This window comes from Serratia sp. GW822-FHT06D09 (assembly GCF_058799515.1).
The window spans coordinates 66,368-79,331 of sequence record NZ_JBXALO010000012.1 but is presented as its reverse complement, the minus strand read 5'-3'; the positions used below and the strand labels follow the sequence as shown (position 1 = coordinate 79,331).

The 12,964-nt window shown below is 57.6% G+C and carries 10 protein-coding genes; 3 read left to right on the top strand and 7 right to left on the bottom strand.

Features of this window, described 5'->3' with window-relative positions:
• Positions 1–9: 9 nt before the first annotated feature.
• The 3 genes from glgX to asd all read right to left on the bottom strand — a co-directional run bounded on the left by glgX (position 10) and on the right by asd (position 5,778).
• Positions 10–1,995: a glycogen debranching protein GlgX gene (gene glgX / locus AC1RKG_RS22065; protein WP_493183720.1), complete on the bottom strand. Its 1,986-nt coding sequence runs from the start codon at positions 1,993–1,995 to the stop codon at positions 10–12.
• Positions 1,992–4,178 carry a 1,4-alpha-glucan branching protein GlgB gene (gene glgB / locus AC1RKG_RS22060; RefSeq protein WP_020837385.1) on the bottom strand — a complete coding sequence of 729 codons (2,187 nt, stop codon included), beginning with the start codon at positions 4,176–4,178 and terminating at the stop codon, positions 1,992–1,994. The genes glgX and glgB overlap by 4 nt, the downstream gene beginning before the upstream one ends.
• 496 nt (positions 4,179–4,674) lie before the next feature.
• Entirely contained in the window at positions 4,675–5,778 is a 1,104-nt protein-coding gene (gene asd, locus AC1RKG_RS22055) for an aspartate-semialdehyde dehydrogenase (protein WP_020837386.1), read from the bottom strand.
• 213 nt (positions 5,779–5,991) lie between these two features.
• Here asd and AC1RKG_RS22050 point away from each other — a divergent pair, with 213 nt between their 5' ends.
• Positions 5,992–6,585: a YhgN family NAAT transporter gene (locus tag AC1RKG_RS22050; RefSeq protein ID WP_041415736.1), complete on the top strand. Its 594-nt coding sequence runs from the start codon at positions 5,992–5,994 to the stop codon at positions 6,583–6,585.
• 48 nt (positions 6,586–6,633) lie between these two features.
• On the opposite strand, the gene gntK is transcribed toward AC1RKG_RS22050, so the two are convergent.
• The 4 genes from gntK to AC1RKG_RS22030 form a co-directional block, all read right to left on the bottom strand.
• Positions 6,634–7,161 carry a gluconokinase gene (gntK, locus tag AC1RKG_RS22045; protein WP_020837388.1) on the bottom strand — a complete coding sequence of 176 codons (528 nt, stop codon included), beginning with the start codon at positions 7,159–7,161 and terminating at the stop codon, positions 6,634–6,636.
• Between the two features lie 184 nt (positions 7,162–7,345).
• Entirely contained in the window at positions 7,346–8,662 is a 1,317-nt protein-coding gene (gntT, locus tag AC1RKG_RS22040) for a gluconate transporter (RefSeq protein WP_046372451.1), read from the bottom strand.
• A gap of 365 nt (positions 8,663–9,027) precedes the next feature.
• Positions 9,028–10,023 (bottom strand): gluconate operon transcriptional repressor GntR, encoded by a 996-nt coding sequence (gene gntR, locus AC1RKG_RS22035; RefSeq protein ID WP_020837390.1) that lies wholly within the window; start codon positions 10,021–10,023, stop codon positions 9,028–9,030.
• 131 nt (positions 10,024–10,154) lie between these two features.
• Positions 10,155–10,850, bottom strand: coding sequence for a pirin family protein (locus AC1RKG_RS22030; protein WP_020837391.1), 696 nt, complete (start codon positions 10,848–10,850; stop codon positions 10,155–10,157).
• Positions 10,851–11,236: 386 nt separating this feature from the next.
• Here AC1RKG_RS22030 and AC1RKG_RS22025 point away from each other — a divergent pair, with 386 nt between their 5' ends.
• Both AC1RKG_RS22025 and AC1RKG_RS22020 read left to right on the top strand, forming a co-directional pair.
• On the top strand, positions 11,237–11,755 hold the full coding sequence (locus AC1RKG_RS22025; protein WP_122080407.1) for a GNAT family N-acetyltransferase: 519 nt from the start codon (positions 11,237–11,239) through the stop codon (positions 11,753–11,755).
• The gene (locus AC1RKG_RS22020) at positions 11,752–12,930 is read left to right on the top strand and encodes a P1 family peptidase (protein ID WP_409325370.1); all 1,179 of its coding nucleotides are present in this window, start codon (positions 11,752–11,754) and stop codon (positions 12,928–12,930) included. The genes AC1RKG_RS22025 and AC1RKG_RS22020 overlap by 4 nt, the downstream gene beginning before the upstream one ends.
• Positions 12,931–12,964: the final 34 nt, after the last annotated feature.

Here is a 12,964-nt window from a genome sequence, read left to right as displayed (position 1 = left end):
TGACTCCTTTTATTTTTTCTTTACCAGCACGCAAATCGAGTGCGCAGCCTGGTGCCAGGCGGGTAAAACCGCCCGCGAATCTTCCTGAGTAAAGGGAGCGACAAGCTGCCAATCGCCGACGGGCAACGTCATCTCCACCGCCTGCTGCGTGGCGTTCACGACCACCAGCCAGCGTTGCGACAGACAGATCTGCAACCGCAGCTCACCCTGCTCCCACTCCTGTGCGTCGAGGGGTTGCCCCTGCGCGTTGAGCCACTGCACGCTGCCGTCACCCTCCTGCCACCAGCGGTCTTGCTGCAAGGCAGGGATTTGTTGACGTAAACGGATCAGTGCTGCGGTGTAATCGGTGAGAGCGTCATCTGCCGTGGCCCAGTCGAGCCAGGTGATAGCGTTGTCCTGACAATAGGCATTGTTGTTGCCCTGCTGGCTGTGTCCATGCTCGTCGCCGGCCAGCAGCATCGGCGTCCCCTGGGACAGCAACAACGTGGCGAGCAGCGCTCGTCGGCTGGCCCTGCGGCGTTGCAAAATGGCATCGTCGGCAATCGGGCCTTCAACACCGTGGTTATTGCTAAAGTTACGATCACTGCCGTCACGGTTACCTTCACCGTTCAGTTGGTTGTGCTTGCGGTTAAAACTGACCAAGTCCTGCAGGGTGAATCCGTCATGAGCGGTCAGCATGTTGATGCTGGCGTACGGCGCACGCCCGCGTTGGTTAAACAGATCACTGGAAGCGGCGAAACGTTGGGCGAACTGCCCCAACGATATGCCGTCCTGCAGCCAGAAACGACGGATATCGTCCCGGTAATGGTCGTTCCACTCGGCGAAGCGCCCCGGGAATTGGCCCACCTGGTAACCGCCAGGCCCGATATCCCACGGCTCGGCGATCAGCTTGCAGCGAGAAAGCAGGTCGTCCGCCAGCAACGCCTGGAACAACGGCGCATCGCGGTCGAACGCAGGCGTACGGCCAAGTACGCAGCCCAGATCGAAGCGGAAGCCATCAACGTGGCATTCGCCCACCCAAAAACGCAGACAGTCCATCACCCAGGCCACGCCCTGTGGCTGATCCAATCGCAGCGTGTTACCGCAGCCGGTATCGTTCACATAGTCGCCGTCGGGGGTGAGCCAGTAATAGCCCGGGTTATCGATACCGCGCAGCGACAACGTCGGCCCGTCGGTATCCAGCTCGGCGCTGTGGTTGAACACCACGTCAAGGATCACCTCAATACCGGCCTTATGCAGTGCTTTCACCGCATCGCGAAACTCGCGCAGCGGCGTCGTATCAGTGCGCAGGCTGGAATACCGGTTATCCGGTGCAAAGGGCGCAAGTACGTTATAGCCCCAGTAATTAATCAGTCCGAGCCGCTGCAGACGCGGTTCAGAACTGTGCTGCTGCACCGGCAACAACTCCAGCGCAGTGATGCCGAGCCGCTTGAAATAGGCAATCATCACCGGGTGACCGAGCGCGGCGAAGCTACCGCGCAACACCGGTGGGATCTCCGGATGCTGCAAGGTCAGGCCGCGCACATGCGCTTCGTAGATCACCGTTTTGCCCCAGGGCGTGGCCGGCGGGCGGTCATCCTGCCAATCGTAAGCTTCGTCAATCACCACGCACTTGGGCATCAGTTCGGCGCTGTCATGCTGATCCGGCCGGTCATAGCCGCCATGCAGGTAAGGATCATCTGCAACCGGTCCCTCTACCGCGCGTGCGGCGGGATCCAACAGCAGCTTGTTGGGGTTAAAACGCAACCCCTGCGCAGGATCAAACGGACCATGCACCCGGAAACCGTAACGCTGCCCCGGTTTACCGCCCGGCAGGTAGCCGTGCCAGATATCACCGCTGCGCGCCGTCAGTGGCAGCCGAACCTCCTGCTGCTGTTCGTCAAACAGGCATAGCTCCACCCCCGTGGCTCGGGCGGAATACAGGCTAAAGTTGATGCCGTTACCGTCATAGTGCGCCCCGAGAGGCGCGGCGATGCCGGGCGTCAGCTCAGTCATTGCGCCTCCCGCAGCAGGTAGATAGTCGCCAATGGCGGTACGGTCACGCTGATCGAATGCTCGCGGCCGTGGTTGCCTATCGGTTCAGACACCACGCGGCCCTGATTGCCGGTATTGCTGCCGTGATAATGATGCGAGTCGGTATTGAGGATTTCCCGGTATTCGCCGGCACGCGAAATGCCGATGCGATAATGATGGCGCGGTACCGGAGTGAAGTTGCTGACGGCAATCAGCTCATTACCCTGCGAATCGTAACGGGCAAAGGCGAACACCGAGTTGTCGTGGTCGTCCACCACCAGCCACTCAAAGCCGTCAGGGCGATAGTCGCGCTCATACAACGGCGCCTGCTGTTGATAGCAATGGTTGAGATCGCGCACCAGCCGTTGCACGCCGTGGTGCCAACCGTCCAACCCTTCCAGCAGGTGCCAGTCGAGGCTGCTGTCGAAGTTCCATTCGCGCCCCTGGGCAAATTCGCAGCCCATAAACAGCAGCTTCTTGCCCGGATGCGCCCACATAAAGCCGTAGTAGGCGCGCAGGTTGGCAAACTTCTGCCAGGCATCGCCGGGCATGCGGTCGAGCACCGATTTCTTGCCATGCACCACTTCGTCATGGGAAATCGGCAGTACAAAGTTCTCGGTGTAGGCGTACAACATGCCGAAAGTCATCTGATTGTGATGATATTTACGGTGCACCGGGTCGCATTTCATGTAGTTAAGCGTGTCGTGCATCCACCCCAGGTTCCATTTGTAATGGAACCCCAGGCCATTGGATTCCGGCGGCAGCGTCACCCCAGGGTAATCGGTGGATTCTTCCGCCAGCGTCACCGCGCCGGGGCGCTCCTTGCCGACGGTGTGGTTGGTATAACGCAGGAAGGCGATGGCCTCCAGGTTCTCGTTACCGCCGTAGTAATTCGGCACCCATTCGCCGTCAGCGCGGCTGTAATCACGGTAGATCATCGAGGCTACCGCATCGACGCGCAGCGCATCTATGCCATAACGCTCCAGCCAGTAAAGGGCATTACCTGCCAGATAATTACGCACCTCGTTGCGGCCATAGTTATAGATCAGGGTATTCCAGTCCTGATGAAATCCTTCGCGCGGATCGGCGTATTCATACAGCGCGGTGCCGTCGAAGTTCGCCAGGCCATAGGCGTCGCTGGGAAAATGCCCCGGCACCCAGTCGAGGATCACGTTAATGCCGGCCCGATGCGCCGCAGCCACAAACGCCTTAAAGTCGGCCGGAGTGCCGAAACGCCGGGTCGGCGCGTACAGACCTAAAGGCTGATAACCCCAACTGCCGTCAAACGGGTGCTCGTTAATCGGCAGCAGCTCGATATGGGTGAATCCCATGTCCTTGACGTAATCAATCAGCTGCACGGCCAGTTCACCGTAGCTGAGCCAGAAATTATCGTCGGTGTGGCGGCGCCACGAGCCAAGATGCACTTCGTAGATAGAAATCGGGCGGTCAAAATCATTGGCCCGCTGACGTTGCGGGGTGTTTTCTACCACCTCAGGCAACGGAGTGACCAACGACGCGGTGTCCGGTCGCATCTGCGCTTCAAATGCGTAAGGATCGGCCTTGAGCTGGGTGTTGCCGTAGCAGTCGATGATTTCATATTTGTACAACTGCCCGGCCTTCACGCCCGGCAGAAACAGCTCCCAAATGCCATTTTCACGACGCAGGCGCATCGGATGGCGGCGTCCGTCCCAAAAGTTGAATTCCCCCACCACCGAGACTCGCTGGGCGTTGGGTGCCCAGACGGCAAAACTGACGCCTTCGACGTCATCAAGCGTGGCGAGATGAGCACCCAAACGTTCATAAGGACGCAAATGGGTCCCTTCAGCCAACAGCCAACTGTCGATATCCTGCAGCAGGGTGCCGAAGCGGTAGGGATCGTCGACGATCTGTTGGTGATCGTGCCAGCGCACATCAAACTGATAGCGGAACGGCGTTTTACGGCGCGGCACCGTGGCGCTGAAAAAACCCCGCTCATCATCACAGTTCAGCTGCACCAATCGGCGGCCGGTTTGCTGATCCCGCAGCCAGACTTCGCTGGCGTCAGGCAACAGCGCACGCACCTGCAGGCCGTTATCGACCGCATGCATGCCAAGCAGGGAAAAAGGATCGGCAGAGTTGCCGGAGAAAAGCTGATCAATCACGTCACGATCGGGAAGTACAGGCATAGTCTTCTTCCTAAGATTAAGAGCATGATTTATAAGAGGCCACGCAGCCCATCGCCTTTCAGGTTACAGCGGCGTTGGCTGTACCTTGAGATCCACAGGGCGTAACGCTTAATCCATAGCCGTTTTGGTTATCATGCAATTCATTCGGTTTCTAAAGCGTGATTACAGTCGGTTATTGATCAATTTTCACCCTACCGACCCGAATACCGCTCTTTATGCTTATTTTTGGTGCTGGCGAAAATTTATCCGCCAGCCCTTTAAGCATAGCTAATGTCAGTTAAAAACATTGCCGCATTACCAGGAAAAAGCTTCATTAAGAAAACTGCCAGCCTGACAGCGTCTTTGCGCTGCTGCCCGCATGGTGGAGTGCCGATGGCTTGTGTGCTTTCTCCCCTTTGCAGCGACTTAGTCCATAGCGCGCCGAAACGGAGAAAAAGGAAGGAAATAAGGCTTTTGAGGGCTGAAAGAGCTCAGCCCTCGGGAAGTACAGTTCAGGTTACAGCAGGATACGCAGCATGCGGCGCAGCGGTTCAGCCGCACCCCACAGCAACTGGTCACCCACGGTGAACGCAGACAGGTATTCCGGCCCCATATTCAGCTTACGCAGACGGCCGACTGGCGTATTCAGCGTCCCGGTAACCGCAGCCGGCGTCAGTTCACGCATGGTCAGTTCACGGTCGTTAGGGATCACCCGCACCCAATCATTGTGGGTCGCCAGCATCTGCTCGATTTCCGGCAGCGAAACGTCTTTTTTCAGTTTCAGGGTGAATGCCTGGCTATGGCAACGCAACGCGCCAACGCGCACGCACAGGCCATCAACCGGGATCACGCTGCTGCTGTTGAGGATTTTGTTGGTTTCCGCCTGGCCTTTCCACTCTTCGCGGCTCTGGCCGTTATCGAGCTGCTTGTCGATCCATGGGATCAGGCTGCCGGCCAGCGGCACGCCAAAGTTATCGGTTGGCAGTTTGCCGCTGCGGGTGGCCGCAGTGACTTTACGTTCAATGTCCAAAATGGCCGATGCCGGATCCTGCAGCTCTTTCGCCACGTCTGCATGCAGCATGCCCATTTGAGTCAGCAGCTCACGCATGTGACGCGCGCCGCCGCCGGAAGCGGCCTGATAGGTCGCAACGGATGCCCACTCGACCAGGTTGTTGGCGAACAGGCCGCCCAGCGACATCAGCATCAGGCTGACGGTGCAGTTGCCGCCGACAAAGGTCTTGATGCCTTTGTCCAGGCCCTGCTGAATCACGTCGCGGTTGACCGGGTCCAGAATGATAATCGCGTCATCCTGCATGCGCAGTGAAGAAGCGGCATCAATCCAGTAGCCTTGCCAACCGGTTTCACGCAGCTTCGGGTAAATTTCGTTGGTATAATCGCCGCCCTGGCAGGTAATAATGATGTCGAGCGCGCTCAGCGCATCAACATCGTAAGCATCTTGCAGCGTGCCCTGCTGGCCGCCGAATGCCGGCGCCGCAGAACCGTGCTGCGAAGTGGAGAAAAAGACCGGGCGAATGGCGTCGAAATCGCGCTCTTCCGTCATGCGTTGCATGAGTACGGAGCCGACCATTCCGCGCCAACCGATGAAACCAACGTTTTTCATATGACTGTCCTGCCTTGGAGGATGACTGCTATAAGTTGTGTGCACTATCTCTCCACCTTACAAAATGTCAGCGCAGGCGCAAAGTGAATTTATTCGATAGCTGAACGATTCTCAGCAATCCTTCTTATATACCCCGTTGTCTTTCAAGCCATCGGGGATGGGTTAGTGCGTGGGTCGGGATGGCCGACACGTTTTTCAGATGCAGAGGTAATGATGACAGAGATGATTTCCGTCACGGTGTTGCTGTTTTTAATCATGGATCCGCTAGGTAACTTGCCGATTTTCATGTCGGTACTCAAACATCTGGAACCGCGCCGACGCAGGGTGGTGGTGATCCGCGAATTGCTGATCGCCCTGTTGTTAATGCTGATATTCCTGTTCGCCGGCGAGAAAATTCTGGCGTTCCTCAACCTGCGAACCGAAACCGTGTCCATTTCCGGCGGGATTATTTTGTTTCTGATCGCCATCAAAATGATTTTCCCTACGCAGGAGGGCAACAGCAGCGGGCTTTCCGCCGGGGAAGAACCCTTCCTGGTCCCGCTCGCCATCCCACTGGTCGCCGGGCCTTCGATTCTGGCGGCGCTGATGCTGCTCTCGCACCAGTATCCGAACCAGATTTCACATCTGGTTGTGGCGCTGCTGATTGCCTGGGGGATTTCTGCCGCTATTTTGCTGATGTCGGACTTGTTCCTGCGCCTGCTGGGCAGTAAAGGCGTGAGCGCGCTGGAAAGGCTGATGGGGCTGATTCTGGTGATGCTGTCGACCCAGATGTTCCTGGACGGCGTGCGGGCTTACATGAAGCTGTAGTGAATAAACGGGCGCCTGTGCGGCGCCGGCTTAGGGTGGCAGCCCGGATTACTGGGCTGCAACATGCCGAATATAGGCAAGAGTATCGGCGACTACGCCATCCAGCGGCTGATCGATATCAATCGCCTGCACATCCGGCTCCTGCGCGCCCGGCTCTTCCAGGGTGGCAAATTGGGAAACCAGCATCTGCGGCTTGAAGAAATGCCCTTTGCGCTGCTTCAGGCGCTCTTCAATCACCGCCTTGTCACCCTTCAGATAGATGAAATGCAGGTTGCGGTTGCCTTCACGCAGGCGGTCGCGATAGCTTTTTTTCAGCGCCGAACACACCAGCAGAGAGACGTCATTGGTGCGTTCCATGGCAAAGATAGCGTCATTCAATGCGGCCAACCACGGGGCGCGATCGTTATCGTCCAGCGCATGCCCGGCGGCCATTTTGTTGATGTTGGCGCGCGGGTGCAGGTAGTCTCCGTCCAGCATCGCGGCATGAGCTTCATGGGCAACGGCGCTGGCGACGGCAGACTTTCCGCTGCCTGAAACGCCCATCAAAATAAATACGTGGTGCTGTGGATTACTCATAATGTCATGCCCTTACGGAGTCAGATGTACGTTCTGGCAACGGGTTACGCCGCCTGCGCCATCAAATGCGCCCCAAACTCAAAAGAATGTCCGACACCCCCACGGGGTGCCGGATAACCTCGCTATTCCCTTTGCATTTCAAGTGGCAGTCAACGCTGCGCCAACCTGAAAAACGACAGGAATATTAGACCACCGTCGCCAGCAGCAAACACCCTACCAGGCCGCAGACGGAAATGATGGTTTCCAGCACCGACCAGGACTTGATGGTTTCCATGATGCTCAGGTTGAAATACTCCTTGAACAGCCAGAACCCCGGATCGTTGACGTGAGAGAAAATCACGCTGCCTGAACCGACCGCGATCACCATCAGCTCCGGGCTGACGCCGGTAGTGGCGATCAACGGGGCCACGATGCCGCCGGCGGTGATCGCCGCCACGGTAGCGGAACCCAGCGCCAGACGCAGCGCAGCCGCAATCGACCAGGCCATCAGAATAGGTGAGACGTTGCTGCCTTCCATCAGGGCGGCAATGTATTTCTCCACGCCGCTGTCGACCAGTACCTGCTTGAACGCGCCGCCACCGCCGATGATCAACAGCATCATGGCGATAATTTTGATGGAGTCGGTGATGGTACCCATCACTTCATCCATAGTACGGCCGCGGTTCAAGCCAAAGGTGAAGATAGCGATCAGTACCGCAATCAACGTCGCCATCACCGGATCGCCGAAGAACTCGGCAAAGCGCAGCAGGCTATGGCCCTTCGGCAGCACCATTTCCGCTACCGCACGCAGCGCCATCAGGATCACCGGCACCAACGAGGTGGCAACGCTGATGCCAAAGCTTGGCATTTCTTCTTCGGTGAAGATTTTTGGGTTATACAGGCCTTCAGGAACCGGCTTGTCGATGCCTTTCAGGAAGCGGGCATAGACAGGACCGGCCAGGATCACCGTCGGAATGGCCAGCAGCGTGCCGTACAGCAGGGTTTTACCCATATCGGCATGGAAGATGGTGGCGATCGCCGTTGGGCCAGGGTGCGGCGGCAGGAAACCGTGGGTCACCGACAGCGCAGCCGCCATCGGCACGCCGACATACAGCAGCGGCACGCGTGCAGACGCGGCGATACTGAAGACCAGCGGCAGCAGCAGCACGAAGCCAACTTCATAGAACAGCGCAAAACCGACGGTAAAACCGGTCAGTACCACCGCCCATTGAATGTATTTTTGACCGAACTTCTCGATAAGCGTAGTGGCGATGCGCTGGGCGCCGCCGCAGTCCGCCAGCAGCTTGCCGAGCATGGCGCCGAAGCCCATGATCAGCGCCAGGCTGCCCAGGGTGCCGCCCACGCCGGCCTTGATGGAGCCGATCACTTTATCGACTGGCATACCCTGAGCGATACCCACCGCCAGAGCAACCAGAACCAGAGAGATAAAGCCGTTCAGCTTAAAGCGGATCATCAGCAGCAACAGCAGCGCGACGCCGCCTGCAACAATCACTAATGGCATAATTTTTCTCCAACCTTTTTATCGCAGACTCTCTTTACGATAGGCCGTAAAGCGCGCGTTTGTTGTATTTTTAGGCTCTTCCCGGTGTTAGAAGACGAGCTGTAGGTGGTGCTGAGTCAAGGGTTCTATTTCTCCCTGTAGCGACCCTATCGCGCCGCCACAAGGTCATTGACCTCGTTGTTACCGGTATCATGATACCGGTAACAACAGCAGTGTCGGAACCGGGTAACGGGCTAAAATTCGCGTTCTGGGATAGAGATCAAACTTATGGGGGTAACGCGCGGTGGGCTTACAGATGACTAGCAAAACGCGCCGGGCGGCGCGATTTTCAAATTAAAATTGATGAAACAAAGAGTTAAAAGCGATCAGATGCTGCCGCCGGGGATCACGGTAAAACCGACGTCCACCATGCGCGGGCTGACCGTTTCGCCCCGCAAACGCGCCAACAGGCGTTCAGCCCCGATCTGCCCCATACGTTCACGCGGCGTCAGGACGCTCGCCAGTTTTGGCACCATCACCTGACCGATATCGTGGCCGTGGAAACCGGCAATCGCCATATCTTTGGGGATCGACAGCCCTTGGCGCTGGCACTCAAAGGTCGCGCCAATCGCCAGGTCATCGTTGGTGCAGAAAATACTGTCGATCTGCGGATAATCGCGCTGCGCCTGACGCAGCAGTTCGCCACCGGCGGAATAGGACGACGAACGCGCGGTCATGACGCTGTACGGCTCGAGACCGGATTCGCGCATCGCCTGTTCATAGCCCTGTTGTTTGATAATGGTACGTTCATCCTGACGCGCCCCGAAATACACCACGTGGCGATGACCGTGCGCGATGATTTGCTGGGTCATCTGGCGTGCCGCCTCAAAGTTGTTAAACCCCACGGCCAGGTCAATGCACGGTGAAACGCAGTCCATCAGTTCGACAACCGGGATCCCTGCCACCTCAATCATCTTCATGGTGCGCGGCGTATGGTGGCGTTCAGACAGGATCAGCCCATCAATGTTGTAAGACAGCAGCGAGGTCAGGCGCTGTTCTTCGCGCTCCGGCAAATAGCCGTAGTGCGCCAGCATGGTCTGATAATTGTGCGCATCGGTGACGCTCTCGATGCCGCGCAGCACTTCAGCAAACACCTGGTTGGTCAACGACGGCAGCAATACGCCAATGGCGCGACTGGTGGAGTTGGAAAGGATATCCGGCGCACGGTTGGGAATGTAGCCCAGCTCATCCAGCGCGACGGCAATTTTTTGCTGCAAGATGGCAGAAACCTGCTCGGGATTACGCAGATAACGGCTCACCGTCATCTTGGTAACGCCAACCTTGTCTGCGACATCTTGAAGTACCGGCCGTTTTTTCTTCATTATCAATGAACTGGCTAACCGTGAATGGGCGCTCATTTTAGCAAAAAAAAACCGCTGCCGATATTGTTGGTTATCGGACGTCACAACGCAAAAAGGGCTCACTGTGTGAGCCCTCAGTATTTACCGCTTTATCAGACCGGCGGCAGATCGAACAGCAGGATTTCACTGTCTTCATCGGCATGAATCGACAGCGCAGTTTCATCCCACACCGCGAACGCATCGCTGGTGCCGGCCTGCTGACCATTGACCACTACCTTGCCACGCACCACCTGGATCCACACGCGACGACCGGCTTCAATCGGGCATTCTGCCTGTTCGTCTTGCTTCAATGCCCAGCGGGACAGCGTCATGTCCTGGAACACTTTCAGTGAACCGTCGCGCGCATCCGGCGACAACACCAGTTGGCGGCCCTGTGGCGCATCAAACATGCGTTGCTCATAGCGCGGCTCCAGCCCGACCCGATCGGGAATGATCCAAATCTGGTACAGGTGCAACGGACGATCGTTATTGCCGTTGTACTCGGAGTGACGCACCCCGGTGCCGGCACTCATGATCTGAAACTCACCGGCCTGGATCTGCTCTTTATTGCCCATGCTGTCCTGATGTTCTACCGTGCCGCTCAGCACGTAGGTCAGGATTTCCATGTCTTTATGCGGGTGGGTGCCAAAACCCTGCCCTGCGTCGATCACGTCTTCGTTGATCACCCGCAGCGCCGAGAAGCCCATAAAATCGGCATCGTAATAGTTGGCAAAGGAGAAGGTGTGCCAGCTATCCAGCCAACCATGATTGGCATGACCGCGATCTTCTGCCTTACGTAGATAAATCATATTCAACTCTCCTCAATGTTTTTTACAGTCTAGTCCTGGCAGCAGAATATGAAAGCGTAAAAAACTCATCCCTCTGTTCAAAAATTTAGATGGAGTTGCGAAGCCATTGGCAGGGAATTTGTTGAAGGCGGGTGAGTTGAAAACAGGCAAAAAAAAAGCCAGCACCCGAGCTGGCTAAGTAATACTTGGAAGCAATGTGAGCAATGTCGTGCCTTCGCAGCGAGGGTATCAAAGGTTGATACTCTCCCCAGAACGCATCGCAATAATAATCATTATCATTCGCACCTGTAAAGCGTTTTTTTAACCAATCCGGAATAATATTGACTCGACACAATAAACCGATAAATTCAGAGGTTATTCAACCGGTAAGCCAAAGGAGCAGCGTAATGAGTGAAATCGTAGTTCGTCACGTGGAAACGGCAGATGCACAGGCCCTGCATCAACTCTATTCTCAGCCGAAGGCTTACCGTGACACGCTACATCTTCCGCTACCGTCGGTCGAACTATGGCACAAGCGCCTCGCCAACCTCGAACCGGGCACGCATAGCCTGGTGGCCTGCATCGACGGACAGATTGTCGGTCAGTTGAGCGTGATGCTGAATCAGCGTGTACGCCGCCGCCACGTGGCGAGCTTTGGCATCGGCGTCGATGACCACCACCACGGCAAAGGCGTCGGCAGCAGCCTGATGAAAGCGATGATTGACCTGTGCGACAATTGGGCAGACATCGAACGCATCGAGCTGACGGTATTTACCGATAATCAGGCGGCCATCGCGCTATACCGCAAGTTCGGTTTTGAAATCGAAGGGACCAGCCGCGCTTACGCCATGCGCGACGGCGTACTGGTAGATTCTTACCATATGGCTCGCTTTCGCAGTGAACAGCAGAAAAAATCAGCCTCATGAGTGAGATAAAAAGTGAACCAGGGGCGGCAAACCGCCCCTTCACCGTCAGCCGTCGCACCTTCGTGCAAACGCTGGCCTGCGTAACGGGTGCTATCGGCATCCTCTCTCCCACCACCTTCCTGGGGGCCGCAATGCCAAGTTCTCCCGCCGTTCGAACCGGCGCCCGTAATCTGATTACCGACGTGCCCGGCCTGAAGGTCGGGGTCGCTCAGGACAGCCGGGTGCGTACCGGCACCACGGTGATCCTGCCGGATAGCCCGGCGATCGCCGCCGTCGATGTGCGCGGTGGCGGCCCGGCAACCCGCGAAACCGATGCGCTGGGGGAAGACAATCTGGTACAAACCCTTGATGCACTGGTGCTGAGCGGCGGTTCGGTTTATGGCCTGGCGGCGGCAGATGGCGTCGCAGCCTGGCTGGGGCAACAGGGGCGTGGTTACGCCCTGCGTCCGGCACCGGGCGTGCCGGTCTCTCCCATCGTACCCACCGCCTGCCTGTATGATCTAAGCAACGCTGGCGATAAAAACTGGCAGCTCGACCCACCCTATCGCCAATTGGGGATAGAGGCCGCCGGCAAGGCCGGCCACGACTTTCCGCTCGGCACCGTGGGTGCAGGCTATGGTGCCATGACCGGCATGGGCAAGCTGAAAGGCGGGCTGGGTTCGGCGTCGATCGTGGCGACCAATGGCGCTACCGTCGGCGCACTGGTGGCGGTCAATAGCCTGGGGTCGGTCGTCGCCCCCGGGACCCGTGCCTTCTGGGCGACGCCTTATGAAATCGACGGCGAGTTTGGCAATGGCGGTGCCGCAGCGCTGGCGCAGTTGAATGGCCAGGGCGAAGACTGGATGCCAGAAGAACCGACGGGCGGCAGGAAGAACACCACCCTGGCTTGCATCGCCACCGATCTGGCGTTGACCCGGGTGGAGCTGAAACGCGTGGCGATGATGGCGCAGGACGGCATGGCACGCGCCATCCGCCCGCTACACAGCCCGTTCGACGGCGATGTGGTGTTTGCCTTATCCACCGGGCAGCGTGAGGTACAAGGCAGCCGAGAGCTGGCGGTGCTGCAGATAGGTGCACTGGCGGCGGACACCCTGGCACGTGCCATCGCCCGTGGTGTCTATGCGGCGACCCCATGGCCCGGCGGACAGGTAACCACCTGGAAAACCCTCGCCTGACGTTGCCAATAAAAAAGGGCGCATCGATGACTCG

Excerpts from the sequence above, each read along its gene's own strand:
- glgX (WP_493183720.1), bottom strand. The coding sequence starts at position 1,995 with ATGACTGAGCTGACGCCCGGCATCGCCGCGCCTCTCGGGGCGCACTAT.
- glgB (WP_020837385.1), bottom strand. The coding sequence starts at position 4,178 with ATGCCTGTACTTCCCGATCGTGACGTGATTGATCAGCTTTTCTCCGGC.
- asd (WP_020837386.1), bottom strand. The coding sequence starts at position 5,778 with ATGAAAAACGTTGGTTTCATCGGTTGGCGCGGAATGGTCGGCTCCGTA.
- AC1RKG_RS22050 (WP_041415736.1), top strand. The coding sequence starts at position 5,992 with ATGACAGAGATGATTTCCGTCACGGTGTTGCTGTTTTTAATCATGGAT.
- gntK (WP_020837388.1), bottom strand. The coding sequence starts at position 7,161 with ATGAGTAATCCACAGCACCACGTATTTATTTTGATGGGCGTTTCAGGC.
- gntT (WP_046372451.1), bottom strand. The coding sequence starts at position 8,662 with ATGCCATTAGTGATTGTTGCAGGCGGCGTCGCGCTGCTGTTGCTGCTG.
- gntR (WP_020837390.1), bottom strand. The coding sequence starts at position 10,023 with ATGAAGAAAAAACGGCCGGTACTTCAAGATGTCGCAGACAAGGTTGGC.
- AC1RKG_RS22030 (WP_020837391.1), bottom strand. The coding sequence starts at position 10,850 with ATGATTTATCTACGTAAGGCAGAAGATCGCGGTCATGCCAATCATGGT.
- AC1RKG_RS22025 (WP_122080407.1), top strand. The coding sequence starts at position 11,237 with ATGAGTGAAATCGTAGTTCGTCACGTGGAAACGGCAGATGCACAGGCC.
- AC1RKG_RS22020 (WP_409325370.1), top strand. The coding sequence starts at position 11,752 with ATGAGTGAGATAAAAAGTGAACCAGGGGCGGCAAACCGCCCCTTCACC.